This window comes from Neisseria sicca VK64 (assembly GCF_000260655.1).
Classification (GTDB): Bacteria; Pseudomonadota; Gammaproteobacteria; order Burkholderiales; family Neisseriaceae; genus Neisseria; species Neisseria sicca_B.
Genome location: NZ_AJMT01000070.1, coordinates 1 through 23,571 on the forward strand (window position 1 = coordinate 1; position 23,571 = coordinate 23,571).

Below are 23,571 nucleotides of genomic sequence, written 5' to 3' on the forward strand. Positions count from 1 at the left end.
ATTCTCTAAGGTGCTGAAGCACCAAGTGAATCGGTTCCGTACTATCTGTACTGTCTGCGGCTTCGTCGCTTGTCCTGATTTAAATTTAATCCACTATATTACACATCTGGTTTCAGACGACCTTTTTTGAAATGGAAAGTGTTTTGTAGAGAGTGTGTTCTGTGCTCGTTTGATTGAAGATAAAGATGGTTTTATCGCTTTATTGGGTGGATGCTAATCCGGCATGGCGGTTTTGTTATTAAGGGAAATCGGGGAATAGGGGCCTTTAAAACAACCTTCCCGAATCCTTATATTGTAGCTGCTAAGGGTATTTTTACAGAAAAGAGTGAAGGTTTCAGACGACCCCTTATCCTTGAGCGAATGGAGAGCCTCCGGCTTTGTGTCTAACTATTCTCCAATCGGGAAGGTTAGGGTAGATTTGGGTATCTAGGAAGTTGAATTTATAAAAAATGCAGTTCATCTGCACTATGAAGGAAAAGAGGAATTGCTGAAAATGAGTGTATTGGATGTATTTAGGCTGTGTCTGATTTGTATGTAAAAGGTCGTCTGAAAAGTAGGAATGCTTTTCAGACGACCTTTTTTACTGTGCCGGTATTATTGTGCTTTAGTTTCGGTCACAAAGCCGATTTTGGTAATACCTGCTTCGCGGGCAGCTTCGAGGGCTTTGTTGACATATTCGTATTCAACGGCCTTGTCTGCTGAAATGGCAACGATGGTATTGGCGTTTTTCAGCTTTTCAGTTTTCAGTCGGGAAGTGACCGTATTAATATCCGCTTTGGTTGCAGAATCACCATCGATGTAATAGTTGCCATTAACATCTATGGTCAGGCGCAGGGGGTCTTTAGGCTGCTTTTCCTTCTGCTTCGCTGCATTTTCTGAAGCGGACGGCAGTTCCAAAGGAATCGAGTGGGTCAGTACGGGCATGGTGATCATGAAAACGATCAACAGTACCAGCATCACATCGACCAAAGGCGTGACGTTGATGTCTGACATCGGTGCATCATCGCCGGAATTCATAGAGCCGAATGCCATAATTTAGTCCTTTTGATTCAACAGGCGGACGTGTAAATCGTGTGCGAAAGCGTCCATATCTTGAGAGAGGGTTTTCTTACCGCGGTTGAGGAAGTTATACGCCAAGACGGCAGGGATGGCGACAAACAAACCGATGGCGGTTGACACCAACGCCTCACCAATCGGACCGGCTACTGCGGCAATACTCATTTGACCGCTTTGACCGATATTGATTAAGGCGTGGTAAATCCCCCAGACCGTACCGAACAAGCCGATAAACGGGGCAGTTGAACCGATGGATGCCAAAGCAGTCATGCCGTAATCAAACTGGCGCATATTTTGTTCCATGCTGTTTCGGATTTGAATGACGAGGTATTCGTTCAAAGGCAGCTCGGTAGTCAGTGTTTTCGCGTTGCTTTGACGATAGCTTTGGTAGGCACGCAGGGATTCGTCCGCTACGCGGCTCATGGGCGCATCAATATCTTTCACTTTTTGCACGGCTTCGGTAAGCGTAAAGGCATTAAGCATTTGCGTTTTAACGAGTGCGTTGGCGGTTTTGGCTTTTTTCAGTTTGATGGAGCGCAGGATAATCAGACACCAGGTCACGATACTCATTACTAACATCAACACGAATACACTGATCAGAACAAAATCGCCTGATTCGAATATTGTTTTTAAATCCATAATTTTTCCAAATTTTCCAAGTAAATTAAAACTTTTGTCGATAAAGGTGTTGCGCCCGATTACTCAAGAGTAAAAGAGACCGGGACTCGGAATTCAGTCCAGACAGAGGCATTGCAAGCACCATTTTTAACTGCTTTACGGGCAGCTTGGTCAAGAGCATTGGAGCCACTGCGTTTTAAAATTTTAACTTCAGCAACTTTTCCTCCTGGGCCAACCAAGACACTCAGCATAACTGTACCTGTATCTCCGTTTTCTGCCGCTATAGGCGGATATGGCGGTTTAGGAATATGGCAAGTGCCGCCTTTAACGGGATTGGCTCTACTACTACCCGGTCCTGTTCCAGGGCCATTTCCACCGCCGGAACCTCCTCCACTGCCACTACCTGAACCATGTTCGCCTTTGTTGCCACCACTGCCGGGGCCGCTGCCTTCACCTTGTCCGTTACCAGGGCCTTTGTTGCCTCCGCCGTTTCCTTTGCTGTCGCCATGAGGAGCTTTACCTTGTCCGTTGCCTTTACCGTTTTCCGCAGTATTCGGCCCGGTTTTACTGCTGCTGGTGTAGTCCGAGGCTTTAGGTGCAGGCTTGGATTCTGGTTTGGGTTGGGGTTTAGGCTCTGGACGTGGTTCGGGTTTAGGTTCAGGCTTAGGTTCCGGTTTGGGTTCTGGTTTTGGCTCAGGCTTTGGTTTTTCAACCGGCTTGGGCTTCTCTTTCGGCTGCTGGATATCAGCATCCGCTTTTTTTGTTATGACCGGCTTAAATTGTGGTTTGGGCTGTTCGACCGGTTTGGGTTTAGGCTGTGGCTTAGGTTTTTGCGGTTCGGGCGTTTTTTCGGGAGCGACAGGCGCACCTTCGCCTTCGGGGGTGCCGTCTCCACCTCCGTCGCCACCACCTAAATCCGCCAAATCGACAAACTCAATATTTGCCATTTCCGGTATAAGCGGTTTATATGTTTCCCACAAAAGCGCAATCAAGCCCGCGTGAAGCAATGTTACGGTAATGACGGCTACTGGGATTAAAATTCGGTCTTTATTCATAATCGACGCATGATAATAGCAACAATTTTTGTTTGCAACCTGTTTTTACATCTGTTTTTTGAGTTAATATTTATTCTGGAATAATCTAAAATATTAATATGTACAATGCAATATTTTGATATTGCTATTCATTATCACAATAAAACAAAAGAAAAAGAGGAAGCGACGCCTCAGTCAACAGCGTTAGAAGTTGTTCATCCGGAAAAGTTCATAAATTTACAATAAAAGTGGTTCGGATAAAATGATGGCGGTGGCGTGCCTTGGAGTAGAAAAGCTACAAAAATATTATTTTATTGATTGGCTTGTGTTCTTAGATTGATTCCCGCTATTGTAGGGCGGTAGTTGGTGTGGCTTGAATAGCGGGATAGACCCGTACACTTTCCCAAAAAGGTCGTCTGAAAATAGAAAATTTGATGCTTGTGAAATGTTGTGGTTACAAGAATGATCAGATGTTTCCTATTTTGGGATTGTGCGGGTTTTCAGTTAAGTCTCTTAAAACATATCGGCAGAGTAGGTAGGCTATGCCGATTTATCGTCTGTTTTTTCGACAACGATTTCGATTTTGGGTTCGTATAGCAAATCGTAGGTTGGTTTATTGAGCAAATCCTGCAAAGTAAACCCGTCCAAATGCGCAAAGAAAGCCTTAATCGCTCCGCCCAAAATGCCGGTCAGGCGGCAAGACGGCGTAATCAGGCATTCGTTGTTTTCCCCCATGCATTCGACAACCTGCATGGGTTCAAGATGGCGCACAACCGCGCCGACATTGATTTTATCGGGTGTGTCGGCAAGACGCAGTCCGCCTCCTTTCCCTCTTATGCTGGTCAGGAATCCGCCTTTGACAAGCGCGGTAACGACTTTCATCAAATGACTTTTTGAAATGTTATAGGCTTCGGCAATGGTTCCGATATTGACTAACGAATCGTCGTTTATGGCCGCATAAATCAATACCCGCAGACCATAATCCGTATGTTGCGTCAGATACATGGTTTTCTCTGTTCAGAATATATTATTTTTTTAGGGCGGCGGCAGTGTTTCCAGTGGGAAATTGTCGCCGTTATGTGTTTGACTTTATATATGATTAAGTTTCATAATATCTGAAACATTTAAATTAATCCAGTGTAGTTTGATAATTTATTATCATTATAATCAAATATTATGAAGCCGTTAAAACGCCACCCAGCACTTATCGAACTTTCCCGCGAACACCATCACGCCCTTTCACTCTGCGTCCGCCTCCTGCGCGCGCCCGCTGAAAGCCATCAAACAGAGCTTGAAGCCCATTTCCTTGAATTGGAACCGCATTTTGTCGAAGAAGAAACCATGTTCGCCCCGCATTGGCAGAATATTCCCGTTGCAATGCGCGAACGTTTCGAAGCCGAACACGCCAAACTGCGCAGTATGATGGCAAATCCTGAATATCTTAACGAAGCATGGAATAAGGACTTTGCCGTTACCCTACGCGACCATGCCCGTTTTGAGGAGCGCGAACTGTTTCCCGCAGTTGAGCCGTTTTTACCGGAACCCGAAGGAATCTGATAAAAAAGGTCGTCTGAAAAGTCCAAAAGCACGATTTTAGTGTTTTCAGACGACCCTCCTGTCTATTCAAACCTAAAACAAACCATTCAAAAAACAAACCAAGGAACTACCATGACCGCCTTTTTCAAACACCCTGTTTGGGCAATGGCATTCCGCCCGTTTTACTCGCTGGCGGCACTATACGGCGCAATCTCCGTCCTGCTTTGGGGCTTCGGCTATACGGGTACGCCCGAGTTGTCCAATTTTTATTGGCACGCCCATGAGATGATCTGGGGCTATGCCGGACTCGTCGTCATTGCCTTCCTATTGACCGCCGTTGCCACTTGGACGGGGCAGCCGCCCACGCGCGGCGGCGTTTTGGCTGGATTAACCGCATTTTGGTTGGCAGCAAGGATTGCCGTTTTCATTCCGGGCTGTGGTGCAACCGCCAGCGGCATACTCGGCACGCTGTTTTTCTGGTACGGCGCAGTTTGCATGGCATTGCCTGTCATCCGTTCCAAAAACAAACGCAACTACGTCGCCGTATTCGCCATCGTCGTCCTGGGCTGCACACACGCCGCATTCCACTTCCAACTGCATGCCGGAAACGCATCTGCACTGCTCAGCGGGCTGCAGTCCGGTCTGATTATGGTCTCAGGCTTTATCGGCCTTATCGGCATGCGGATTATTTCCTTCTTTACCTCCAAACGCCTGAATGTTCCGCAAATCCCCAGCCCGATGTGGGTCGCGCACGCGTCCCTCTGGCTGCCCATGCTGACTGCCATGCTGATGGCGCACCATGCCCTGCCTTGGCTTTCATCTGCTTTTGCCTTTGCAGCGGGCGTGATTTTTACCGTACAGGTTTACCGCTGGTGGTATAAAGCCGTTTTGAAAGAACCGATGCTGTGGATTTTGTTCGCAGGCTATTTGTTCACAGGATTGGGATTGATTGCCATCGGTGCTTCCTACTTCCACGGCTCTTTCCTTAATCTTGGCGTACATCTCATCGGCGTCGGCGGCATCGGCGTCCTGACATTGGGCATGATGGCGCGCACTGCGCTCGGACATACCGGCAACTCCATCTATCCGCCGCCCAAATCCGTACCCGTCGCCTTTTGGCTGATGATAGCCGCCACTGTCATCCGCATCATTGCAACCTTCGTCAGCGGCACCGGTTACACCCACAGCATCCGCACTTCCGCAGTCTTGTTTGCCCTGTCCTTGCTGCTTTACGCATGGAAATACATCCCTTGGCTCATCCGCCCGCGTTTGGACGGCAAACCGGGTTAATTAAACCAAGCATATCAAACGAAAGGTCGTCTGAAACCTTAAAACAGGTTTCAGACGACCTTTTTATATGGGAATCCGCTTTAAACCGGTACGGCGTGGTTTTACCGAAGTCCGTATCGTTTCAGTGCGTGTTATTGCTCGATACCGTTTTCACGCAATAGCTGGTGAATTTGCTGTTGGGCTTTATCTTCTTTCAACAGCTGGGTGAGTTGATCGCGAATCAGATCAAACGGCGGTGCTTGAGGGTCTTTTTGTACTTCGCTGATTTTAAACAGGAAGAACTTGTTTTCAATTTCAACAGGATTGTGAGTTACCTCTCCCCGATTCATTGGGCCCAAGATGCCTGCAAGCGGTTGGCGCAGCTGTCTTGCCATGACGAAATCTTCAAATGCGGGTTGCTGATTCGGATATCGTTTCGTCAATTCTTCAAATGACAAGCCTTTCAAGAGCAATTCTTGTGCTGCTCGTGCTTCTTCGGGCGTATCGAAGCTAACCTGCTGAATCTTGATCATGCGGGTTTGCTGATCGTAAAACTTCAATAATTCAGCATTGCTGATTTCGGCAGTGCGCTTCAGATAGTCGGCATATTGCGCCGCGTAAAATTCCGCTTCCATAGTGAGGAATTGGTTGCGGACCTCGGGATCTTTATCTAATCCGGCTTTGAGTGCGGCATTTTTGAGAATTTCAATGCTTTGCAAGTGTTTGACGACTTCTTGGCGGATTGCTTTGCCGTCAGGCTGCTGCTTGGATTCAGGACGCTGTTCGGCTTGCTTGAGAATGCGGGCAACTTCGCTGTCTATGCGTGCCGGATCAATATCAGGCGCTTTGGCAACAGCGAATCCGGCAACAGCCGTCGCCATGATGACTGCGGCGGCAGTTTGGTATTTCATTATAAAAACTCCGTGAACAGTTATTTAATTGTGGTTTTTTGCAACAGAGATTGGAGTGCTTCATCGACGCGGGAGGCTTGCAGGTCTTGGGCTATACTGCTTTTGGATTCGTCATAAGACGGAAGCTTTACATCCCGACGGTCGTTGACATAGAAGACGGCATATACGTCGCTGTCTTGCAGAGGCGTTGTAGTGTGCGCGCCTTTTTTCAAATCTTTAACTGCGGCATAGAGCGGGGGAACAGCCTCCTGCAAATCTTTTAAGGGAACATAACCTTGCTGGATGCCGCCCGCTTGTTTGGCGCGTTCATCTATTGAATATTGCTTCAGGACGGAGGCAAAGCTTTTCTTGGCATTTAAATCAGAAATGGCTTTTTGGGCATCCGCTTGGGTGCGGGTAATAATTTCGCCCAGTTGTACTTCTTGAGTGCCTTTGTAGAAGTTGCTGAAATTATCGTAAGCGGTTTTGACGTCTTTTTCTTGGACAGGATTTTGACGGAGGACGTGAATCGCATAAGCTTGTCCAAGTAAATCGCTTTCAAATGCCGCCCATTCGGTTTTGAAATGTGCTTTTTTATCGGCACCTTGTTTTTTGGCATCCGTACGGGCATGTTCCAAAGCTTGTTTGAATTCGGCGCTTTGGTCGAGCTTCAGGCGTTTGGCTTCTTGTGATACGACGGTATTGATGACTTGGCGCTCAGTCAGTTCTCTGCGTAGCTCGGGAGAATCGGGAATTTTGTTGTTTGCTGCACGCAGCGCGGCAACTTGGGCATCAATGACGCTGCTGTCGATGGCTTGACCATTAACTGTAACTAAGGTTTGGGCAGAAAGGCTGCCGGAAACCAGAGCAGTCATCAGCATAGAGATGAGATGTTTTTTCTTCATGATTTTCTCTTGTTATGTCCAGTATATCTGTAATTAGTGGAAGTATTCGTCCGGAGTGGCCGCTTTGATGCTCAATGCGTGAATCAGCCCTTCGGAAAACAGATCGTGCAGTAAGGTTTTAATGGTGCGTTGGCGGTTAAGACGGCTGACGCCGCCGAAAGCTTCGCTGACGACTACGACCGTATAATGCCCGCCTCCTTTGTTTCCCGAGTGGCCCGCATGCAGATGGCTGTCATCCTGAAAGTCAAAAAAAACAGGATTCAGCGTTTTCAGACGACCTTCAATAGCTTCACGCATATCCATTATTTGAATACGGCTTTGAACGGTTTGATCAATACCTCTTCATAGACGCCCGCATCGACGTAAGGGTCTTTTTCCGCCCATTCTTGAGCGGCATCCAAAGATTCAAATTGAGCCACAATCAGACTGCCGGACACGCGCTCCGGATTGTCGGGAAGAGGGTTGGGGCCGGCAGTCAGAAGACGTCCTTCAGCCTTCAAAGCTTCCAAGCGTTGCAGATGGGCAGGGCGTGCCGCCATACGGGCTTCGTGTACATTATCGGCATCGGTGGCCAGGAGCATGTAATATTCCATCAACTATCCTTTTTGGGTAAATATCGGCTCAAATAGGAAAATTGAGCGATAAAGAAAACAAACAAAAAACCGGTAGAGCCGAACATTTTGTAATTTACCCATTGTTCTTTGAAGTGGGTAAATACAAACCAGTTGGCAATACCTAAGAAAATCATGAATGCGATCCAGGCATAAGTCAGTTTGCTCCAAACATGTTCGGGCAGTTCCAGCTCTTTGCCCATAGTCGCTTTTAATCCGTTTTTCCCGCTTAGATGGCTGATCAGCAAAACCAATGCGCCAATCCAGAACAAAACGGTCGGTTTCCACATGATAAAACGGTCATCATGAAGTAGAATGGTCGCGCCGCCGAATACGACGATCAGGATCAAGCCGACCCACTGCATCGTATCGAGTTTTTTGTATTTCCAGTAAGTAAAACCTGCCTGCAAAATGCCGAATACAACGGCAACCGCAGTCGCAGTAATCATGTTTTTCGTGATTGTGTAAGTCAGGAAAAACAAGATGACTGCCAATAAATCGCTTAAAACTTTCATAATCAAACAAACAAAAAAGATGAAACCAATCGGCTAAACGCTAATCATACAGGCAGCCTCACCTTTTTGCACCACCCTGGAAACGAAATTGCCGATGCAGGCGGGCAATAATCTAAAAAAGGGTTTAAAAAATGCCGTCGGGATGATAAACTATGTTATCAGTAGGATTTGTAAAAAAGAAACACAGAAATTACAAACCTATTAATTTCTCGTTCGTTTCATCACTTAATTCATCGGATTACTTGGCAGACTGCGACTTTAGAAGATATCATAACGTAATATATCGTAATATACGGTTAAGTATGTAGCAGTTCTAGCAGGGTTGTCATTTTACACAGGGGACAAGTTTTGAAAAACCATCATAAAATCAAATTAATCGCGGCATCTGTGGCCTTGGCAGTGTCGTTTGGTGCGAGCGCAGGGCTTGGCGGGCTGAATGTCCAATCCCATCTGGGCGAGCCGTTTTCAGGCAGTATCACCGTAACCGGTGACGAGGCTCAGGCGCTGTTGAAAGGCGGAAAAGCGACTGTTTCCAATAGCAATTTGCGTACCAGTGTCCGTAAGTCGGGCGATAAGGCAGTCGTCACTATCCACTCAAGCAAAGCGATTAAAGACCCTGTGTTGATTTTCCAAGTCGGCGCAGGTTCACAATCACGCGAATACACAGCCATCATTGATCCCGCAGGCTATTCCGGTAAAACGGATGGTTCAAGCCGTGCGCGCAGCGGTGGCGAATCTTCATCCAATTCTTCTGCTGACAACAATTCATACCATTCTCAATTTGACCGTCAGGCGGCGCGTGACCGCATCAACCGCGCGATACAAAACGGAAATCAAAATGAAACCGTTCGCAAGGAAGCTGTACGAAAAGATAAAAACAACACGAATAAACCGGTACAGACACAGGCACAGCCGTCAAAACAACAGCAACAATCTTCTGTAGGCGCCAATGGAACCGAGATTCGTTATGGCAAGCAGCATCTGGTTCGTCAGGGTGAGACTCTGACCGAAATTGCCACCAAAATCCGTCCGCAAGGCATGACCGTCGAACAAACGATACAGGCATTGGTCAATGCCAACCCCGGCGTGTTCATCGGTAAAGATGCCGACCGTATGCTTGCGGGCAAGGTGTTGTACATTCCGATGCACGGCGATATGAAATCGACGGCATCCAAACCCGCACAAGTCAAACCTCCGGTTCAGGAAGGCAATAAGCCTCAAGCCCAAGGGTCGTCTGAAAAAGCCGGTACCGCAACGCCTCCTAAAGAGACTCCGGTAGAAAACACCAAAGTAGAAAATAAAAAAGAAGATAAAAAAGCTGAGTCGGTACAAGAAGCCAAGCCCGAAACCAAACCGGCTGTAACGACGGCAGGTACTCCGGAACAAAATAAAGCTGAAACAGGTGCAGCATCTGCCGAGCAAGTAAATGTCCTGCCTGAGCCGAATGCGTCGTCTGCAACAGCAAACACAGAACCACAAGAAATTTCTCAGGCACAAGCTGATGTTGAAGCGCGCATTGCCTCGGCAGTTGCCACAGAAAAACAACAAGAAGAAGCGTCAGCGGAAGACAGCGGATTATGGCGCTGGCTGTTGATCGGCGGTGCGGCAGCGGCAGGTTTGTTGCTGTTGCTGTTCTTGTTGGGCAAGCGGAAGAATTCAGCTGTTGCGCCTGTGGTAGGTGCGATAGATCAGGACGATCAGGATGAGGACGATCTCGATATCAGTATCGAAGATCATGTATTCCCTGCTGCCACTGCGCCGCAACCGCAACCGCAACCACAAGTTGTAGCAGAAACTTCCAAACCTGAAGAAGACGGTTTGGAAATTGAAGATGATTTCGATGATGAAGTATTCTTCAATGAGCCGGCTCCTGTTGCCGAACCTGCTCAAGAAAACGTCGATCTGGATTTGAACGAACTGGATAATACTCAAGCCAGCATCGTGTCCGGCGCCGTTACCATCGACGAAGAAACCGAAAAACGCCGTGATATCGATTGGGATACTGTCGAATCTACCGAAAGCGTATATGAGCCGGAACCGGAAAATCCATATCAACACGTTGCGGTTGTAATGGAAGACAGAACTGCTGAAGTAGAAACAGAGCCTCAGCATGAGGAAGAGACCCCATCAGTTTCTTCTTTTGCAGCAACACCTGTTTCATCTGTTTCAGACGACCTGCCGGAAGCTCAACCGGAAGCACCGGAAGAAGAGCCAATCCCATTCGAAGTGGAGATTGAAGAGCCTAAGTCGGAAACAATTGACGTAGTAGAAACAGAAGAAGCCGAAACCAAATCCGAAGAATCGGAAGAGGGTTGGGATTTCTTTGCGGAAGAGCCGAAAACAGTTAAAGCCATCGAGCCTTTCCCTGAATTAGGTGCGCAAGAAGAAACGTCGTCTGAAGTTGAAGCAGCAGACAAACAGGCAGATAGCTCAGAAGAAGCACTGGATTTCGTTGTTGAAGAAACAGAACAGCCACAGCCCGAAGCCGATACTCAACCGTTTGAGATTAAGCAAGACGAACCTTTGGCATTCCAAGATGGCGAAGATTTCAGTATTGAAAATACTCAAGAAGCCAGCGCTGATGAAACCATCGAATGGGAAAATCTGGGTGTGGAAGATACTGCCGACAGCAGTAATGAACATTCCGGTTTTGAATCAGGCTTCATCTCCGAGTCCGTCGGTATGACGGCTCCGCTGGAAGCTAAATATGACCTGGCTAAAATGTATGTCGAAATCGGCGATCCCGATGCTGCCCGCGAGACGTTGACTGAATTGCTGGAAGACGCAAGCGGTGAGATCCGTAATAAAGCCCAAGCATTGATGAACGAATTGAATGCCTAATATTGGCAAGTAAATCGAAATTGAACAATGCTAAAATAAAAGATGCCGTGAAAACGGCATCTTTTATTATTTTCAGACGACATATGACTTCATACACCGAATCATTATCCACAAAAACCATACAAAGATGGGCATTAACCCTGTCTTATGACGGCAGCCGATTTTACGGTTGGCAAAAACAAGCCGACGGTTTACCCACTGTCCAGACGGTATTGGAAAGCGCACTCAGTCAAATTGCAGGCGAGACCATCCGAACCATTGTTGCCGGACGAACCGATACAGGCGTACACGCGACTGCGCAAGTTATTCATTTTGATACCAAAGTAGCCCGTCCCGAGCAGGCTTGGGTGCGGGGCGTCAATGCGTATCTTCCTGAAGGTGTGGCTGTATTGTTCGCGCAGCAGGTTGCCCCACATTTTCACGCCCGCTTTGACGCATACGGTAGAAGGTATCGTTACCTTTTGGAATCATCTCCCGTCCGCTCCCCGATATTGCAAGGGAAGATAGGGTGGACGCACCTCAAACTCGATCCTGAAAAAATGCAGCAGGCGGCATTATTATTAGAAGGCGAACATGATTTCTCCAGCTTTCGTGCTGCCGAATGCCAAGCAAAATCACCCGTTAAGACCCTGTATAGTGCAAAAATCAGCGGTACACCGCAATTCTTAAAACTAGACTTACACGGCAATGCCTTTTTGCATCATATGGTGCGTAATATCATGGGTGCATTGGTTTATGTTGGTAGTGGCAGGCTTAGCGTTTCCGGATTTCAGGAATTAATCGAAGAGCGCAGCCGATTAAAAGCCCCCCCGACTTTTATGCCTGATGGGCTGTATCTGACCAGAGTGGATTATCCGTCCGAGTTCGGTATCATTCGTCCTGAAATGCCGGCATGGCTGTGAGGTCGTCTGAAAACAAAGTGTCCGCTTATAGGGAATCTTTTTTAGTAATGTCCCGTTTGTGGATAAAGCACACACTACATGAGTAAGGTATAGCAATCCGATACAACATAGATATTCTGACCAGTCCTTTGGAAAATTTGGTTTCCTAGCTTTGTATGTGCAAATTGTAAAAGGTCGTCTGAAAACGCTACACAGATTTCAGACGACCTTTTCTTTGGAGGAGCAGCATAGGTAATGCTGATGCTACGTCAGTGAAATCGTAAATCAAAAGAGGAGAATGCATACTTCCATCTTAAAAGAGTGGGTATTTCCAATGTGCATGACTGGCTAAGCCTATAAATTGCACGCTTTAAGAGAGTACATACTGATTCTCTCTTAATTTACTCGTTTACCCGAGTTAGCCAAAAAACAACAGCCAATCTCCAAAAACGACCGTTTAGGAAAAGTGTGTTGTAAAAATGCAAACAGCGGGCAATTCAATATTACATCATGATTTATAAGGAAAATATTGCGAATGCCTTGTTGTAATGCGGGTGCTGTGAGGTAAGACGGTCAGCAGGGGTAGTGAATAAAGTTTGTTTTTTTAGAGAGGAACAATTATAGTGAGAGTCATGGAATCGCTGATTCCAGCGATAATGTAAAGCCTAAGCGGATTCTATCCGGGTCTGCTTAAGTTATTTCTTCACGATAGAAAAGGAATACAGCAATGAAAAAATCTCTGATTGCTCTGACTTTGGCAGCTTTGCCTGTTGCAGCTATGGCTGACGTGACTCTGTACGGTCAAGTTAAAGCCGGTGTTGAAGTTTCTCGTACTAAAGAAACTGTTAATCACGTAAGCACCAAAAACAAAACTGCAACTGAAATTGCTGACTTTGGTTCCCGTATCGGTTTCAAAGGTCACGAACACCTGAGCAACAACCTGAATGCTATCTGGCAAGTAGAGCAAAATACTTCTGTTGCCGGTACTGACAAAGGTTGGGGTACTCGTGAATCCTTCATCGGTTTGGAAGGCGGCTTCGGTAAAGTTCGCGCAGGTAAATTGAACACTGCTCTGAAAGATAACAGCGACAGCGTAGATCCTTGGGAATCTAGCGACGCGAATGCATCAGTTTTGCAATTCGGTAAACTGAAACGTGTTGACGAGCGTAAAGTATCTGTACGTTACGACTCTCCAGTATTTGCTGGTTTCAGCGCAAGCGCTCAATACCAACCACGCGACAATGCTAACCCTGAGGACAAACATGTTCATGACGTGAAAACCCGTCACTCTTTTGACTTGGGTCTGAACTATGAAAACTCCGGTTTCTTCGGTCGCTACGCTGGTACTTTTGCAAAACGTAAAGTTTTGAGCGACGATCATCTGGAACTGTTCAACAGCAACACTACTTTGGGTTCTGGTGTTTACAAAGACTACCAAGCACACCGTCTGGTAGGTGGTTACGATGCTAACAACGTACTGGTTTCTGTTGCCGGTCAATACGAAGGCTTTAAAGCTGACGTAGCTGACGCTAAGAAAAACGAACGTACTGAAGTTGCTGTAACTGGCGGCTACCGTATGGGTAACGTAATGCCTCGTCTGTCTTACGCTCACGGCTTCAAAGCTAAAGAAAACGGCGTGAAACAAGGTAACAGCCAATACAACCAAGTGATTGTTGGTGCTGATTACGACTTCTCTAAACGTACTTCTGCTCTTGTTTCTGCCGGCTGGTTGAAAGAAGGCAAAGGTGGCGACAAAACTCAATCTACCGCCGGTCTGGTTGGTCTGCGTCACAAATTCTAATCTAGTACGATTAGTTTAAATAAAGAGCCTGCTTTATGCAGGCTCTTTTGTTTTTTGAATGATGTGTGTTTGGTTGGATGTGTATCGGTTTTGTATTAATAGACAAAGGTCGTCTGAAAAACCGATTCGGATTTTCAGACGACCTTTGTTTGAATCGAAAGCTTGTTTATTCGATGACTTCTTCGGTTGTCGTGCTGCGGTAGGTAGAGCCGTTGAACGTCGGCACGGGCGGGGGCAGCAGGTTGTTGAGGGTCAGGGCGGCGGGGTTCAGGGTAGGGTAGCCGCTGAAGGTTACGGTGTAGCCACCGTTGGCAGTGCTGTGGATTTTGGCATGTGCGCCCAAGGGGAAGGTGCTTTTATTGGTGATGTGTCCGAAGGGGAAGCCTGTCAGGACGGGGACTTTGGCGGTGCGTGAGACGTGGTTGACGACGGCTGAGAAGTCGTAGCTTGAGTCGTACACGTCGCGGATGGTGCCCATACGGAAGTCGCCGAAGATGATGGCGCGTTGTTTTTGCAGGATGCCTGCAAGATAAAGCGTGTTCAACATGCGTTCGATGCGGTAGGGTTGTTCGCTGACGTCTTCGACGAACAGGATGCCGCCTTGGATATCGGGCATATAGGGCGAGCCTGCGAGGGAGGCGAGGACGCTGAGGTTGCCGCCCCACAAAGTACCTTCGACGTTGACGTTGGCACGTTGGATGGCAGGAACGTCGATGATGTTGACGTTGTTGGTGGTGCCGCGGATGAACGAATCCATGGTGAAGACGCTGGGTTCGGGTTTGCCGAATTCGCTGTAAACCATAGGGCCGGCGAAGCTTGCCATATTGCCTTTGGCGAGCAGGGCGAGTTGGATGGCGCAAACGTCGCTGAAGCCGAAGAATAAAGTACCGCGTTCGCGCATTCTGGCGCCGAGTGAAGCGAAGTCGATTTGCGGCAGGATGCGTGCCGCGCCGTAGCCGCCGCGCAAGCCCATGAGGACTTTGGGTGTTTCAACGCGGCCGGTGGCGACCTCTTGGAAGTCGGCGGCACGTTGGGCGTCGGAGCCGGCGAAGCGTTGATAGCGCCGGCTGCCTGCTTGTTGGTTGGTCACGGTAAAACCTGCGTTATAGAGGCGGGTCAAGCCTGCGTTGACGCGGTTGGGGTCTTCGGCAAAGCCGGAAGGGGCGACGACGCGGAGGAGGTTGTCGCCGGAGCGTGGGGGATGGCTGGTTTTGGGCTGCACGGGTTGGGCTTTCGCTGTGTTACCGGTTTGAGTAGACGGAGTGACGGTAGTGCCGGTGCCGCAGGCTTGCAGCAGTCCGGCTCCGGCTGCGGCGGAGCAGGCGCGGAGGAAATGGCGGCGGGAGGTTTGCCAGGTCATATGGTTTCCTTTGGTTGGGTTTCAGACGACCTTTTTGGCAGGGGTCGTCTGAAAATCGGTTGATATGCGGTATCCGATACGCCTATTGAGGTCGTCTGAACGTTACGCCAGCAGGGCTTTGACTTGTTCCGTCCAGTTGTCCGGCAGGGTCATGCCGTGTTCGCGGACGGGGGCTGCCCAAATTGGGGCGGGAAAGTTGGCATCGTTTTCAAAGCGGGCGATGACGTGCCAATGCAGATGGGGAACGACGTTGCCCAGGCTGGCAAGGTTGATTTTAGCGGGACGGAACACTTGGCGCATGGCGGCTTCGACTTTATACACCATTTCCATGATTTCGGCACGTTCGGCGGCTGAAAGGTCGGTCATCTCGGCGATGTGGTCGTTCCAGATGACGCGGCAGAATGCCGGGGCTGCGGCTTCGTTGTGGACGGCGATGACGCGCAGGTTTGGGGTTTGCAGCAAAATGTCTTCGTTGTCTGCGGTGCAGATGGGGCAGGTCATGGGTTTTTCTTTCTGAGTCTGAATAGGAATCGGATGATTTCAATCAGGATTTTTAGAACGAGGTAAATGGCAGTTAGTAGTATGAATGCGTAAAACCACGGTTCAGGTATAAACCACCAAAATAAATAGGAGGGCGTGATTAAGTCGGCACACTCTTCGGCACTCTTAACGTGATCACACAAGCCAAAGCGAAAAAAATCATTGACATCATGAAAGGGCGAATAGGCGAACATAAATGCTATGGGCGTCACACAAATCAATGCAATGATGGCAATCCAAAAGAATGGTTTGAGATGTTTGAGTGCAGTCATGGATGAAATGTTATAAAAATTTTGCCGCGCCTCGGTTGGCGAGCTCGTCGGCTTTTTCGTTTTCAGGGTGTCCGGCATGGCCTTTTACCCACGTCCAGCGGACATCGTGCTGTTGAACCAGACTATCCAGCTCTTTCCATAAATCATCGTTTTTAACCGGTTTTTTGGCGGCGGTTTTCCAGCCGTTTTTTTTCCAGCCGTGTATCCAGCTTTCCATGCCGTTTTTGACGTATTGCGAGTCGGTGCAGATGATGACTTGGCAGCGGCGTTTTAGGGATTTCAGGCCTTCAATGACGGCGGTCAGCTCCATGCGGTTGTTGGTGGTTTCCGCTTCGCCGCCGAACAGTTCTTTTTCATGTGCGCCGTAACGCATGAACACGCCCCAGCCGCCGGCACCGGGATTGCCTTTGCATGCGCCGTCGGTGTAGAGATAGACGGGTTTGTCCATAAAATACCTTTGTGTGAAGAGCCATTATCATAACACAAGGCGGGAGGTCGTCTGAAAGCGGGGTTTGGGAATGGTTTTTTAAGTGGATGAATGGATGCCGCGCTGATTGTCGATAATAGGAAGCAGGTCGTCTGAAACCGTTTCAGACGACCTGCTTGACTATGGGCGAGGTGTTAACTGCCTGCGCCGACGGTGTAAACCTTACCGATGCTGTCGGGGTCTTGCAGGACGGCGGTGACGGCGGCGGCGAGTCCGTTTCGGCTCATGTAGTTTTTAGGGATGCTGTCGGGGTGGTCGGTCAGGATGTGGTGGCTGTCTTCGCTGTTGTCCAAGCCGCAGGGGCGGAGGATGGTCCAGTTCAGGCTGCTTTGTTTGAGGTAGATTTCGGCTTCGGTTTTTGCGCGGACGGCTTCGCCGAGGGCTTGTTTGAAGGGTTCGCTCATCATGTCCCATTGTTCGCCGCAGCCCATGCTGGTAATCAGGATGAAACGGGCTTGCGGGTTGGCGGCTTGGGCGGCGGCGATGATGTTGATATTGCCCAGTGCGTCGCTGCGTATGCCTTGTTCGTTTTTGCCGCCGACGAAGCTGATGACGCTGTCGGGGCGGTATTGTGCGAACACTTTGTCGAGCGCGTCGGCATCGAGCGCGTCGGCGGTGGCTGTCTGAATGCGGTGTTCGCTAAAGAACGAATCTTCAGACGGCTTTCTTAATACGGCGACGGTGTCGGCGGGATGGGTGAGTGTGCGGATGAATGCTCGGCCAGACGGGCCGTTGGCACCGAAGATGAGTTGCATGGGGTCTCCTTTGTGTGTCGGGTGGTTCGGGATTTCAATAATTTGTGAGTGGTTTGGAGTAAGGCTTGTTGATTTTCAGACGACCTTTTTGTGTTTGATGTTGTGCTGTCGTGGGCATAGCCCACGCTACGTTCCGACTATTGTGAAACTGAAACCCAAAAGCATACTCTGCACGGTTTGTGCTGTGCCCTCTCCCTAACCCTCTCCCACGGGGAGAGGGGATGGGTTGGCAGGGAGAATCCAAGCGACAGAGAAGCCAAAAATGGTTGGATTTCAGTCGTAGCGTGGGCTTTGCCCGCAGAATTGACTTACTGGTTTGTGCTTTGCCCTCTCCCTAGCCCTCTCCCACGGGGAGAGGGATGGGTTGGCAGGGAAACTCCAAGTGGCAGAGAAGCCAAAAATGCTTGAATCTCAGTATCCTCAATCCCCTCTCCCCGTGGGAGAGGGTTAGGGAGAGGGTGGTAAGCGCAAGCTTACTTTAGTGGCAAACGCCAATATTGCAGGCAGCCTGTCGAATTTCATCGGATATTTACGATGCCGGAAGATGATTTTGTTTGTGCAGGAATGCGGCAATTTCTATCGGTTTCAGGCAGAGGTCGTCTGAAACCTGTTTAAGCCGCATCAAACAGTTTTCTCATGGCTTCGATTTGGTGTTGTTTGAGTTCGCCTGCTTCGTCGCGGCCGACGAAGATTTTGAACATGGCGCCACCGTTGCGGTTGATGAAGTTGAGCGAGCAGGTGTCTTTGCCCATAAACGGACGTTCCAAAAGGTAGATGGCGGCGCAGTTTTCGTAATAGATATGACCGTGTACGCCGCCGTCGGTTTCGGGGTGGTCGAAATTGTAGAAGCCGCGGCCGACTTTGCCGCTAGGTAATTTGCCGGTAACTTCGACGATGGCGTCGGGGGTGTGGGCGATGAAGGTGACGGCTTCGTCCCAAGCGGCGACGGCTTGCAGGATTTCGACGATGCGGCTGCCTTCGGTTTGGCGGATGCAGTTTTCGGGCAGGCAGCGGATGACGTCTTCAAAGCTGCATTGGTTTTGCGCGGCGAGCATTTCGAGCACTTGGCCGGGATTTTTTTCCAATGATTGGCGCAACATGATTTGTTGTTCGGATGAAAGTTTTTGCATGGTTTGATCCTTTTCTTGGGTCGGGAGGGTGAGCATGAGTTTGCGGATGAGGGTGGGCGACCAGTAGCGGCCGCTGGTGTTCAGGCGGATGAGGCCGTCTGAACCTTGTTCTTCAAAGAGCTGCATTGCCTGCCATTGGGCAATCAGTTTCTGCGCGGCGGCGTTGCCGTCAAACAGCGAGGGATTCAGACGGCCTGTTTCCATGTCGTGCTGCACTTGTCCGAGCAGGGTTTTGTTTGGGCTGTGGCCGCTCATGAAGGCGATGTTTTTTTCGCCTTTCGGGGTGGCGAGGTAGCTGTCCAAATCGCCCTGCACCTGATAACTGAAGCCGCCGAAATTGCCGCCTGCGCCGGAGCCGAACGCCCAGCAGGGGATGTTGGATTTGACCAGCGTGTTGTATCGGTTGCGTTCGCCGCGGCCGGGATAGGCGAAATGGCTGTTGCTGACTTGGTTCCAGCCTTTTTGCGCCAGTGTTTCGACGGCGTAGGCGTATTGGTCGGCCTGAACGTCGAAACCGGGTGGGGCGGGAAATGCGCCTTTCTCCACCATGCGGTTGATGGGCAGCATGGGATAGAGGTTGAAGGCGTAGGTGTCGAGTCCGGACAAAGGCAGGGCGGTGGCGCGTTCGAGGTCGTTTTGCCAAACGGCGTCGGTTTGGTTGGGCAGGCCGAACATCAAATCGACAACGATGACGGCATTGATTTCACAAAGTTTTTCCAGATAGGCAAAGGCTTCGTCGCCGCCGTGTTTGCGGCCGAGGCGGCGGCGGATGGCGGTGTCAAAGGTTTGCACGCCGATGGAAATGCGGTTGGCACCCGCTTCGATGCAGGCTTGGGCTTTTTCGATGTCGAAATGGCTCATGCGGCCTTCGATGGTGAACTCGCAGTCGTCGGCAATCGGCAGGTATTGGTAACAGGCGCGGATGAGTCTGGCGAGGTCCGGGGTTTGCAGCGCGGTGGGCGTGCCGCCGCCGAAATAGACGGCGCGGATTTTGCCGTTGCCTTGGCGGATTTCGGATTCCGCCGCCATTTCTTCGATGATTTTGTCGGTGTAAACGCTGCTGTAACTCTCTTTCCACGCGTTGCGGTAGAAGCCGCAGAAAACGCAGTGGTTGGCGCAGAAGGGGATGTGCAGATAGGCGAGCGCGTCGGAATCGGCGGCATGGGGGAGCTTCTGCCGCCAGATGTTCTGCCATTGCGGACGGGGAATCGGTATGCCGCCCCATATAGGCATCAGCGCCTGCCGTTCGGGAAAGGCTTTGGGCGCGGATTGGCGCGGTGTCCAAACAAGCTGCTGTTCCATATTTGATTAAAAATAATTATTAATCATATTAGGAAATTAAATCACTGTCATCAGGCAGTGTCAAGGATGATAGAGCGGGAAAACGGAACATGAACAGTGTCGGCAGGTGAATAAATATAGTGGATTAACTTTAAACCAGTACGGCATTGCCTCGCCTTAGCTCAAAGAGAACGATTCTCTAAGGTGCTGAAGCACCAAGTGAATCGGTTCCGTACTATCTATACTGTCTGCGGCTTCGTCGCCTTGTCCTGATTTAAAGTTAATCCACTATATTGGTGGAATGGTTTAAGGTCGTCTGAAAAATCAAAGGCTTGTTTTGCTTTTGGCCTTAGTGATGAGGCATTCAACCGAAAACCTGATGAATAGGTGGCAAAACCGGCGAACCGATGGCGCAATGAAAAAAGGTCGTCTGAAACCCAAAATCGGATTTCAGACGACCTTTAAGCTGTATCTTCAGACGGATAGCTTACATTTGCTGTTTCGCCGCCTTGATGGCGTTTTGGTCGGGATTGATCAAAATCTCGACGCGGCGGTTTTGGGCGCGGCCTTCGGCTGTGGCGTTAGACGCAATCGGATGGCGTGAACCGTAGCCGGCGGTGGTCAGGCGCGAGCCGTTTACGCCACGGGATTGCAGGTAGTCGGCAACGGCAAGTGCGCGGTTGCGGGACAGTGGTTCGTTGATGGCGTCGTTGCCGGTGTTGTCGGTATGACCGTTAATCGTCAAGGTCGTGTCGGGGTATTGCACCAGCGTTTCGGAGGCGGTCGCCAAAGCGTTTCGCGCCTGATCGCTCAATGCCGCGCTGCCTGTGGCGAAGGTGACGTTTTCAGGCATCACCAACTTGATTTGGTTGCCTTGGCGTTCCACTTCGACGTTGGTGTTTTTCAGGTTTTCGCGCAGTTTTTTCTCTTGATAGTCCATGTAGCCGCCTACGCCCGCGCCAATCGCGCCGCATGCCAACGCGGAGTTGCGCGCGCCTTTGCCGCCGTGGGTCAGTGCGCCGACGATGCCGCACACTGCCGCGCCGCCCAAGCCGTACATGGCGGTTTTGCTGGTGTTGCGTTGTCCGCTTACAGGGTCGGTTACGCAGCCGGTCAGTGCTAAAGGAATTGCCAACGCGGCAACGGTTAGGGATTTCAAGAGTTTCATTAAGATGTCCTTTCGACAACGACGCTCGGGTCGTCTGAAAATCAGTTGGAAGAAGGGATGGTTCCCGCCATGACTCATATTGCCATTAATCCAATCGCTGTCCGCTCATTGCCCGCGCGTTTCAGGGATAACGCGATGCGGCAGCCTTGATTAAGGTGTTTTTCATTCAAAACAAACGATTAGAAGATTTGGAGGGATTGTCATCAAGCAGGAGTATCTATTTGATTGGGCAAAAGAAAAGCGATTTGGTTCACTGAGCGCCGATAATTGGCATGGTGGTATGCGGATTTGCCGCAATAGCGCTTTTTAACGCTGTTTCGCACGATGCCGCCGATACCAGCCCGCCAGCGCAAATTTCAAGCGCACTTTCACATCATAGCCCACAGACCCTGCGCCCAAGATGAACAAGACGGCGGATACCGGCAGCGCGAAATGGTGTCCGATTTTGTGGTAGCCCCAAGCACCCACGACGCCGCCCAGCAGAAATGCCCACATCAAGCCGTTCAACAGCCACATCTTCGGCTTATTGACATGAACATGAGGCAGGCGCGGATGATGTTTTTTTGAATAATACAGCGCACGCGAAAGCTCGATGCCCAAGTCGGTCGCCGTGCCGGTCATATGCGTCGAACGGATGGCGCCGCCGGACAAAAGCGTCATCACCGTATTGTGCATTCCCATGATGAAACACATTAAAAACAAAGCCAACGACGGGAAAACCAAATTCCCGTCCCCGATGTTCCACTTCGATGTCGTCAGACCGAACAAGCCGAATATCAGCAGATAAACCGCTTCCAGCCACATGGAAAAACCGAAGCTGCCGCGAAACCGCTTCTGCTGCGTCCACAAAACCACCCAGCCCGAATGCGCCGCGCCGACAATAAAGCACAACACGCTGATCAAAGCCACCGCCGCCGTTACCCATTCGCGCAGATAAACAGCGTCCGCCAGCATCGACATCGAGCCGGTAACGTGCGACGTATAACGTGAAAACGCAAAGAAACCGCCCGCATTGATTGCCCCCGCCAACATTGCCATGATATAGCCGAGCCTGCGGAAACGCGCATCTGAAATATGGTGTTCGTGCAGATACGGCCTGTCCGCCTGCCAAAACGGCGGCGCGTGCAGGCGTTCGTGCCGACGCTTGTGGCGGCTGGTCGGCTGCTGTGGCTCGTTTGGTGTTTCTTCGTGATGATTTGCCGTCATATCAATCCCTTTTCAATTTTTCAGACGACCTCGATTCGATTGGATATGGTGCGATATTGTATCGCTAAGGGCTTCTTCAATGAATATGGCGAAATCACTATAAAAAGAGCAGGGTGAGATATGAGGTCTTCTGAAAATGGCTCTTCACTTTTCAGACGACCTCTTGTCAGGTGGTACGGTTTGTTTTGGCCGGGCTTTGCCGTTTTGTCGGTTGAACACGGACGGTACGACAGGCTTCACAATTTGCCGCAAAAGGCGTACATTACCCCTATCCCTTGATATAAAAAGGAAAAATCATGTCTCCCATTCGAGCTTCCCTGATCCTGTGCATCGCGGCAACCCTGACCGCTTGTGCCACTACGCCCGAACAAAAAGCCGCCCGCGAACGCGCGCAAAGACGTTATGAACAGAATCTTCAAGTCAGTCTGGCTGCCGAATGCGATCCGGAGACTGCCAAACTGATGCGCAAACAGTTCGAGCAGGCGGAGCAAGTCGGCACGCCCAGTGCGGAACAAAAAGCCTTCCGCCTGAAATACATCGACAAAGTGTCCGACCCGATGTTCCAGGCCTGCTATAAGATGGCATGGCAAAATTATATTTCCCAACAACAGCTGCGCGAAGCACGCTATTACCGCTATTACGACGAGTGGGGATTCCCGTTTTACCGGCCGTATTACTGGTGGTAAAAAACGGCTTGATATGTGTGCAGCCTTGAGCCGATAGTGTGGGGCAATTGTAGAGAGCCGGCGCTAAGGCAGGCTGTTTGTGGTGTCGCGGTATCCGTTTACCGAATCATGCAGAAAGACAGCTGATGATGCAAAAAGGTCGTCTGAAAACCCGATTTCAAGTTTGAACTGCACCCCAAAAGTTGGACATCCCCTCCAACTCACAAGGTGCAGTTTTTTTATGAGCAAATATACATTACACTTCAAATACCAAGCCGTACTCCACTACCTGCACATACGCAGCCAACAGCGTACCGCAGACCACTACGGCATCTCCCGAACCCATCTGCGACGATGGATACGCGCCTATCAAGAAGGCGGCATCGGCGCACTCGAACATCCCCAATCCAAAACCATGACCCAACACCGCAAAAACCCCTTCATCGCAGATAAACCCGATCAAGAAAAAACACAGGCAGAGCTTATTGAAGAGTTGTGCTATATGCGCGCAGAGGTCGCCTACCTAAAGGAGTTAAAAGCCCTCAGCCAAAAGCAGACCGAAAAGGACAAAGCCAAACCGTCCAAACACTGAGGGCGCAACACCCGCTCAAATACCTGCTGCACATCGCAAACCTGCCCAAAAGCAGCTTTTACTACCACCACCAAGACCGACCCGACCCCGACGCAGCCGACAAAGCCCTCCTCGTCGAAACCTACCGGCGGCATAAAGGACGCTACGGACAAAGGCGC

General features: G+C 49.9%; 24 protein-coding genes. 7 read left to right on the forward strand and 17 right to left on the reverse strand.

The genetic code is table 11. The features are described from left to right. Window positions 1-594: 594 nt before the first annotated feature. The 4 genes from HMPREF1051_RS04300 to HMPREF1051_RS04315 all read right to left on the reverse strand — a co-directional run bounded on the left by HMPREF1051_RS04300 (window position 595) and on the right by HMPREF1051_RS04315 (window position 3,713). The gene (locus HMPREF1051_RS04300) at window positions 595-1,032 is read right to left on the reverse strand and encodes an ExbD/TolR family protein (protein WP_036491793.1); all 438 of its coding nucleotides are present in this window, start codon (window positions 1,030-1,032) and stop codon (window positions 595-597) included. A gap of 3 nt (window positions 1,033-1,035) precedes the next feature. Continuing rightward, window positions 1,036-1,695 (reverse strand): MotA/TolQ/ExbB proton channel family protein, encoded by a 660-nt coding sequence (locus tag HMPREF1051_RS04305; RefSeq protein ID WP_003759374.1) that lies wholly within the window; start codon window positions 1,693-1,695, stop codon window positions 1,036-1,038. 59 nt (window positions 1,696-1,754) lie between these two features. Continuing rightward, window positions 1,755-2,729: an energy transducer TonB gene (locus tag HMPREF1051_RS04310; protein ID WP_003764912.1), complete on the reverse strand. Its 975-nt coding sequence runs from the start codon at window positions 2,727-2,729 to the stop codon at window positions 1,755-1,757. Window positions 2,730-3,248: 519 nt separating this feature from the next. Then, window positions 3,249-3,713 carry an Rrf2 family transcriptional regulator gene (locus HMPREF1051_RS04315; protein ID WP_003759367.1) on the reverse strand — a complete coding sequence of 155 codons (465 nt, stop codon included), beginning with the start codon at window positions 3,711-3,713 and terminating at the stop codon, window positions 3,249-3,251. A gap of 171 nt (window positions 3,714-3,884) precedes the next feature. Between HMPREF1051_RS04315 and HMPREF1051_RS04320 the strand changes: the two genes are divergently transcribed. Beyond that, complete coding sequence (locus HMPREF1051_RS04320; protein ID WP_003759365.1) at window positions 3,885-4,265, forward strand: hemerythrin domain-containing protein; 381 nt, start codon at window positions 3,885-3,887, stop codon at window positions 4,263-4,265. A gap of 111 nt (window positions 4,266-4,376) precedes the next feature. After that, window positions 4,377-5,534: an NnrS family protein gene (locus HMPREF1051_RS04325; RefSeq protein WP_036491796.1), complete on the forward strand. Its 1,158-nt coding sequence runs from the start codon at window positions 4,377-4,379 to the stop codon at window positions 5,532-5,534. A 131-nt stretch (window positions 5,535-5,665) separates the two neighbouring features. On the opposite strand, the gene HMPREF1051_RS04330 is transcribed toward HMPREF1051_RS04325, so the two are convergent. Genes HMPREF1051_RS04330 through HMPREF1051_RS04350 form a run of 5 tightly spaced genes read right to left on the reverse strand, consistent with a single transcriptional unit; the run spans window position 5,666 to window position 8,434 of the window. Next, window positions 5,666-6,424 (reverse strand): peptidyl-prolyl cis-trans isomerase, encoded by a 759-nt coding sequence (locus HMPREF1051_RS04330; RefSeq protein WP_003764894.1) that lies wholly within the window; start codon window positions 6,422-6,424, stop codon window positions 5,666-5,668. A 20-nt stretch (window positions 6,425-6,444) separates the two neighbouring features. Continuing rightward, entirely contained in the window at window positions 6,445-7,308 is an 864-nt protein-coding gene (locus tag HMPREF1051_RS04335; RefSeq protein ID WP_003764910.1) for a peptidylprolyl isomerase, read from the reverse strand. 33 nt (window positions 7,309-7,341) lie between these two features. Next, entirely contained in the window at window positions 7,342-7,611 is a 270-nt protein-coding gene (locus HMPREF1051_RS04340; RefSeq protein ID WP_003759357.1) for a BolA family protein, read from the reverse strand. Then, window positions 7,611-7,901: a YciI family protein gene (locus HMPREF1051_RS04345; protein WP_003759356.1), complete on the reverse strand. Its 291-nt coding sequence runs from the start codon at window positions 7,899-7,901 to the stop codon at window positions 7,611-7,613. The genes HMPREF1051_RS04340 and HMPREF1051_RS04345 overlap by 1 nt, the downstream gene beginning before the upstream one ends. Beyond that, window positions 7,901-8,434 (reverse strand): septation protein A, encoded by a 534-nt coding sequence (locus HMPREF1051_RS04350; RefSeq protein ID WP_003764915.1) that lies wholly within the window; start codon window positions 8,432-8,434, stop codon window positions 7,901-7,903. The genes HMPREF1051_RS04345 and HMPREF1051_RS04350 overlap by 1 nt, the downstream gene beginning before the upstream one ends. A gap of 348 nt (window positions 8,435-8,782) precedes the next feature. Here HMPREF1051_RS04350 and HMPREF1051_RS04355 point away from each other — a divergent pair, with 348 nt between their 5' ends. The 3 genes from HMPREF1051_RS04355 to porB all read left to right on the forward strand — a co-directional run bounded on the left by HMPREF1051_RS04355 (window position 8,783) and on the right by porB (window position 13,957). After that, on the forward strand, window positions 8,783-11,275 hold the full coding sequence (locus tag HMPREF1051_RS04355; protein ID WP_003764876.1) for a FimV/HubP family polar landmark protein: 2,493 nt from the start codon (window positions 8,783-8,785) through the stop codon (window positions 11,273-11,275). Window positions 11,276-11,358: 83 nt separating this feature from the next. Next, complete coding sequence (truA, locus tag HMPREF1051_RS04360; RefSeq protein ID WP_036491809.1) at window positions 11,359-12,177, forward strand: tRNA pseudouridine(38-40) synthase TruA; 819 nt, start codon at window positions 11,359-11,361, stop codon at window positions 12,175-12,177. 706 nt (window positions 12,178-12,883) lie between these two features. Continuing rightward, window positions 12,884-13,957: a trimeric porin PorB gene (gene porB, locus HMPREF1051_RS04365; protein ID WP_003759347.1), complete on the forward strand. Its 1,074-nt coding sequence runs from the start codon at window positions 12,884-12,886 to the stop codon at window positions 13,955-13,957. Between the two features lie 166 nt (window positions 13,958-14,123). Here the strand turns inward: porB and HMPREF1051_RS04370 are convergent, their stop codons facing one another. The 8 genes from HMPREF1051_RS04370 to HMPREF1051_RS04405 all read right to left on the reverse strand — a co-directional run bounded on the left by HMPREF1051_RS04370 (window position 14,124) and on the right by HMPREF1051_RS04405 (window position 22,156). Then, window positions 14,124-15,317, reverse strand: a complete 1,194-nt coding sequence (locus HMPREF1051_RS04370) for an LD-carboxypeptidase (RefSeq protein WP_036491812.1) — start codon at window positions 15,315-15,317, stop codon at window positions 14,124-14,126. Between the two features lie 102 nt (window positions 15,318-15,419). Next, window positions 15,420-15,818 (reverse strand): HIT family protein, encoded by a 399-nt coding sequence (locus HMPREF1051_RS04375; RefSeq protein WP_003764892.1) that lies wholly within the window; start codon window positions 15,816-15,818, stop codon window positions 15,420-15,422. Beyond that, window positions 15,815-16,129, reverse strand: coding sequence for a hypothetical protein (locus tag HMPREF1051_RS04380; protein ID WP_036491816.1), 315 nt, complete (start codon window positions 16,127-16,129; stop codon window positions 15,815-15,817). Before HMPREF1051_RS04380 ends, HMPREF1051_RS04375 begins: the two co-directional genes overlap by 4 nt. A 10-nt stretch (window positions 16,130-16,139) precedes the next feature. Continuing rightward, window positions 16,140-16,577: a ribonuclease HI gene (rnhA, locus tag HMPREF1051_RS04385; RefSeq protein WP_003764887.1), complete on the reverse strand. Its 438-nt coding sequence runs from the start codon at window positions 16,575-16,577 to the stop codon at window positions 16,140-16,142. 173 nt (window positions 16,578-16,750) lie between these two features. Next, window positions 16,751-17,371 (reverse strand): NAD(P)H-binding protein, encoded by a 621-nt coding sequence (locus HMPREF1051_RS04390; RefSeq protein WP_003764898.1) that lies wholly within the window; start codon window positions 17,369-17,371, stop codon window positions 16,751-16,753. Between the two features lie 611 nt (window positions 17,372-17,982). Continuing rightward, window positions 17,983-19,803, reverse strand: coding sequence for a heme anaerobic degradation radical SAM methyltransferase ChuW/HutW (hutW, locus tag HMPREF1051_RS04395; protein WP_003764882.1), 1,821 nt, complete (start codon window positions 19,801-19,803; stop codon window positions 17,983-17,985). Window positions 19,804-20,269: 466 nt separating this feature from the next. Then, window positions 20,270-20,950, reverse strand: coding sequence for an OmpA family protein (locus HMPREF1051_RS04400; protein ID WP_003764921.1), 681 nt, complete (start codon window positions 20,948-20,950; stop codon window positions 20,270-20,272). 306 nt (window positions 20,951-21,256) lie between these two features. Further along, window positions 21,257-22,156 carry a YoaK family protein gene (locus tag HMPREF1051_RS04405; RefSeq protein ID WP_003759313.1) on the reverse strand — a complete coding sequence of 300 codons (900 nt, stop codon included), beginning with the start codon at window positions 22,154-22,156 and terminating at the stop codon, window positions 21,257-21,259. A 296-nt stretch (window positions 22,157-22,452) separates the two neighbouring features. On the opposite strand from HMPREF1051_RS04405, the gene HMPREF1051_RS04410 reads away from it, so the two are divergent. Then, the gene (locus HMPREF1051_RS04410; RefSeq protein ID WP_003764913.1) at window positions 22,453-22,842 is read left to right on the forward strand and encodes a hypothetical protein; all 390 of its coding nucleotides are present in this window, start codon (window positions 22,453-22,455) and stop codon (window positions 22,840-22,842) included. Window positions 22,843-23,062: 220 nt separating this feature from the next. Continuing rightward, window positions 23,063-23,413 (forward strand): helix-turn-helix domain-containing protein, encoded by a 351-nt coding sequence (locus HMPREF1051_RS04415; protein ID WP_036491819.1) that lies wholly within the window; start codon window positions 23,063-23,065, stop codon window positions 23,411-23,413. Window positions 23,414-23,571: the final 158 nt, after the last annotated feature.

Bases quoted from the DNA above. Each gene is read 5' to 3' on its own strand.
- HMPREF1051_RS04320 (WP_003759365.1), top strand. From the start codon at position 3,885: ATGAAGCCGTTAAAACGCCACCCAGCACTTATCGAACTTTCCCGCGAA.
- HMPREF1051_RS04335 (WP_003764910.1), bottom strand. From the start codon at position 7,308: ATGAAGAAAAAACATCTCATCTCTATGCTGATGACTGCTCTGGTTTCC.
- HMPREF1051_RS04400 (WP_003764921.1), bottom strand. From the start codon at position 20,950: ATGAAACTCTTGAAATCCCTAACCGTTGCCGCGTTGGCAATTCCTTTA.
- HMPREF1051_RS04330 (WP_003764894.1), bottom strand. From the start codon at position 6,424: ATGAAATACCAAACTGCCGCCGCAGTCATCATGGCGACGGCTGTTGCC.
- HMPREF1051_RS04370 (WP_036491812.1), bottom strand. From the start codon at position 15,317: ATGACCTGGCAAACCTCCCGCCGCCATTTCCTCCGCGCCTGCTCCGCC.
- HMPREF1051_RS04310 (WP_003764912.1), bottom strand. From the start codon at position 2,729: ATGAATAAAGACCGAATTTTAATCCCAGTAGCCGTCATTACCGTAACA.
- HMPREF1051_RS04315 (WP_003759367.1), bottom strand. From the start codon at position 3,713: ATGTATCTGACGCAACATACGGATTATGGTCTGCGGGTATTGATTTAT.
- HMPREF1051_RS04300 (WP_036491793.1), bottom strand. From the start codon at position 1,032: ATGGCATTCGGCTCTATGAATTCCGGCGATGATGCACCGATGTCAGAC.
- rnhA (WP_003764887.1), bottom strand. From the start codon at position 16,577: ATGGACAAACCCGTCTATCTCTACACCGACGGCGCATGCAAAGGCAAT.
- porB (WP_003759347.1), top strand. From the start codon at position 12,884: ATGAAAAAATCTCTGATTGCTCTGACTTTGGCAGCTTTGCCTGTTGCA.
- HMPREF1051_RS04345 (WP_003759356.1), bottom strand. From the start codon at position 7,901: ATGGAATATTACATGCTCCTGGCCACCGATGCCGATAATGTACACGAA.
- HMPREF1051_RS04405 (WP_003759313.1), bottom strand. From the start codon at position 22,156: ATGACGGCAAATCATCACGAAGAAACACCAAACGAGCCACAGCAGCCG.
- hutW (WP_003764882.1), bottom strand. From the start codon at position 19,803: ATGGAACAGCAGCTTGTTTGGACACCGCGCCAATCCGCGCCCAAAGCC.
- HMPREF1051_RS04410 (WP_003764913.1), top strand. From the start codon at position 22,453: ATGTCTCCCATTCGAGCTTCCCTGATCCTGTGCATCGCGGCAACCCTG.
- HMPREF1051_RS04375 (WP_003764892.1), bottom strand. From the start codon at position 15,818: ATGACCTGCCCCATCTGCACCGCAGACAACGAAGACATTTTGCTGCAA.
- HMPREF1051_RS04305 (WP_003759374.1), bottom strand. From the start codon at position 1,695: ATGGATTTAAAAACAATATTCGAATCAGGCGATTTTGTTCTGATCAGT.
- HMPREF1051_RS04325 (WP_036491796.1), top strand. From the start codon at position 4,377: ATGACCGCCTTTTTCAAACACCCTGTTTGGGCAATGGCATTCCGCCCG.
- HMPREF1051_RS04380 (WP_036491816.1), bottom strand. From the start codon at position 16,129: ATGACTGCACTCAAACATCTCAAACCATTCTTTTGGATTGCCATCATT.
- HMPREF1051_RS04340 (WP_003759357.1), bottom strand. From the start codon at position 7,611: ATGGATATGCGTGAAGCTATTGAAGGTCGTCTGAAAACGCTGAATCCT.
- HMPREF1051_RS04390 (WP_003764898.1), bottom strand. From the start codon at position 17,371: ATGCAACTCATCTTCGGTGCCAACGGCCCGTCTGGCCGAGCATTCATC.
- HMPREF1051_RS04415 (WP_036491819.1), top strand. From the start codon at position 23,063: ATGAGCAAATATACATTACACTTCAAATACCAAGCCGTACTCCACTAC.
- truA (WP_036491809.1), top strand. From the start codon at position 11,359: ATGACTTCATACACCGAATCATTATCCACAAAAACCATACAAAGATGG.
- HMPREF1051_RS04350 (WP_003764915.1), bottom strand. From the start codon at position 8,434: ATGAAAGTTTTAAGCGATTTATTGGCAGTCATCTTGTTTTTCCTGACT.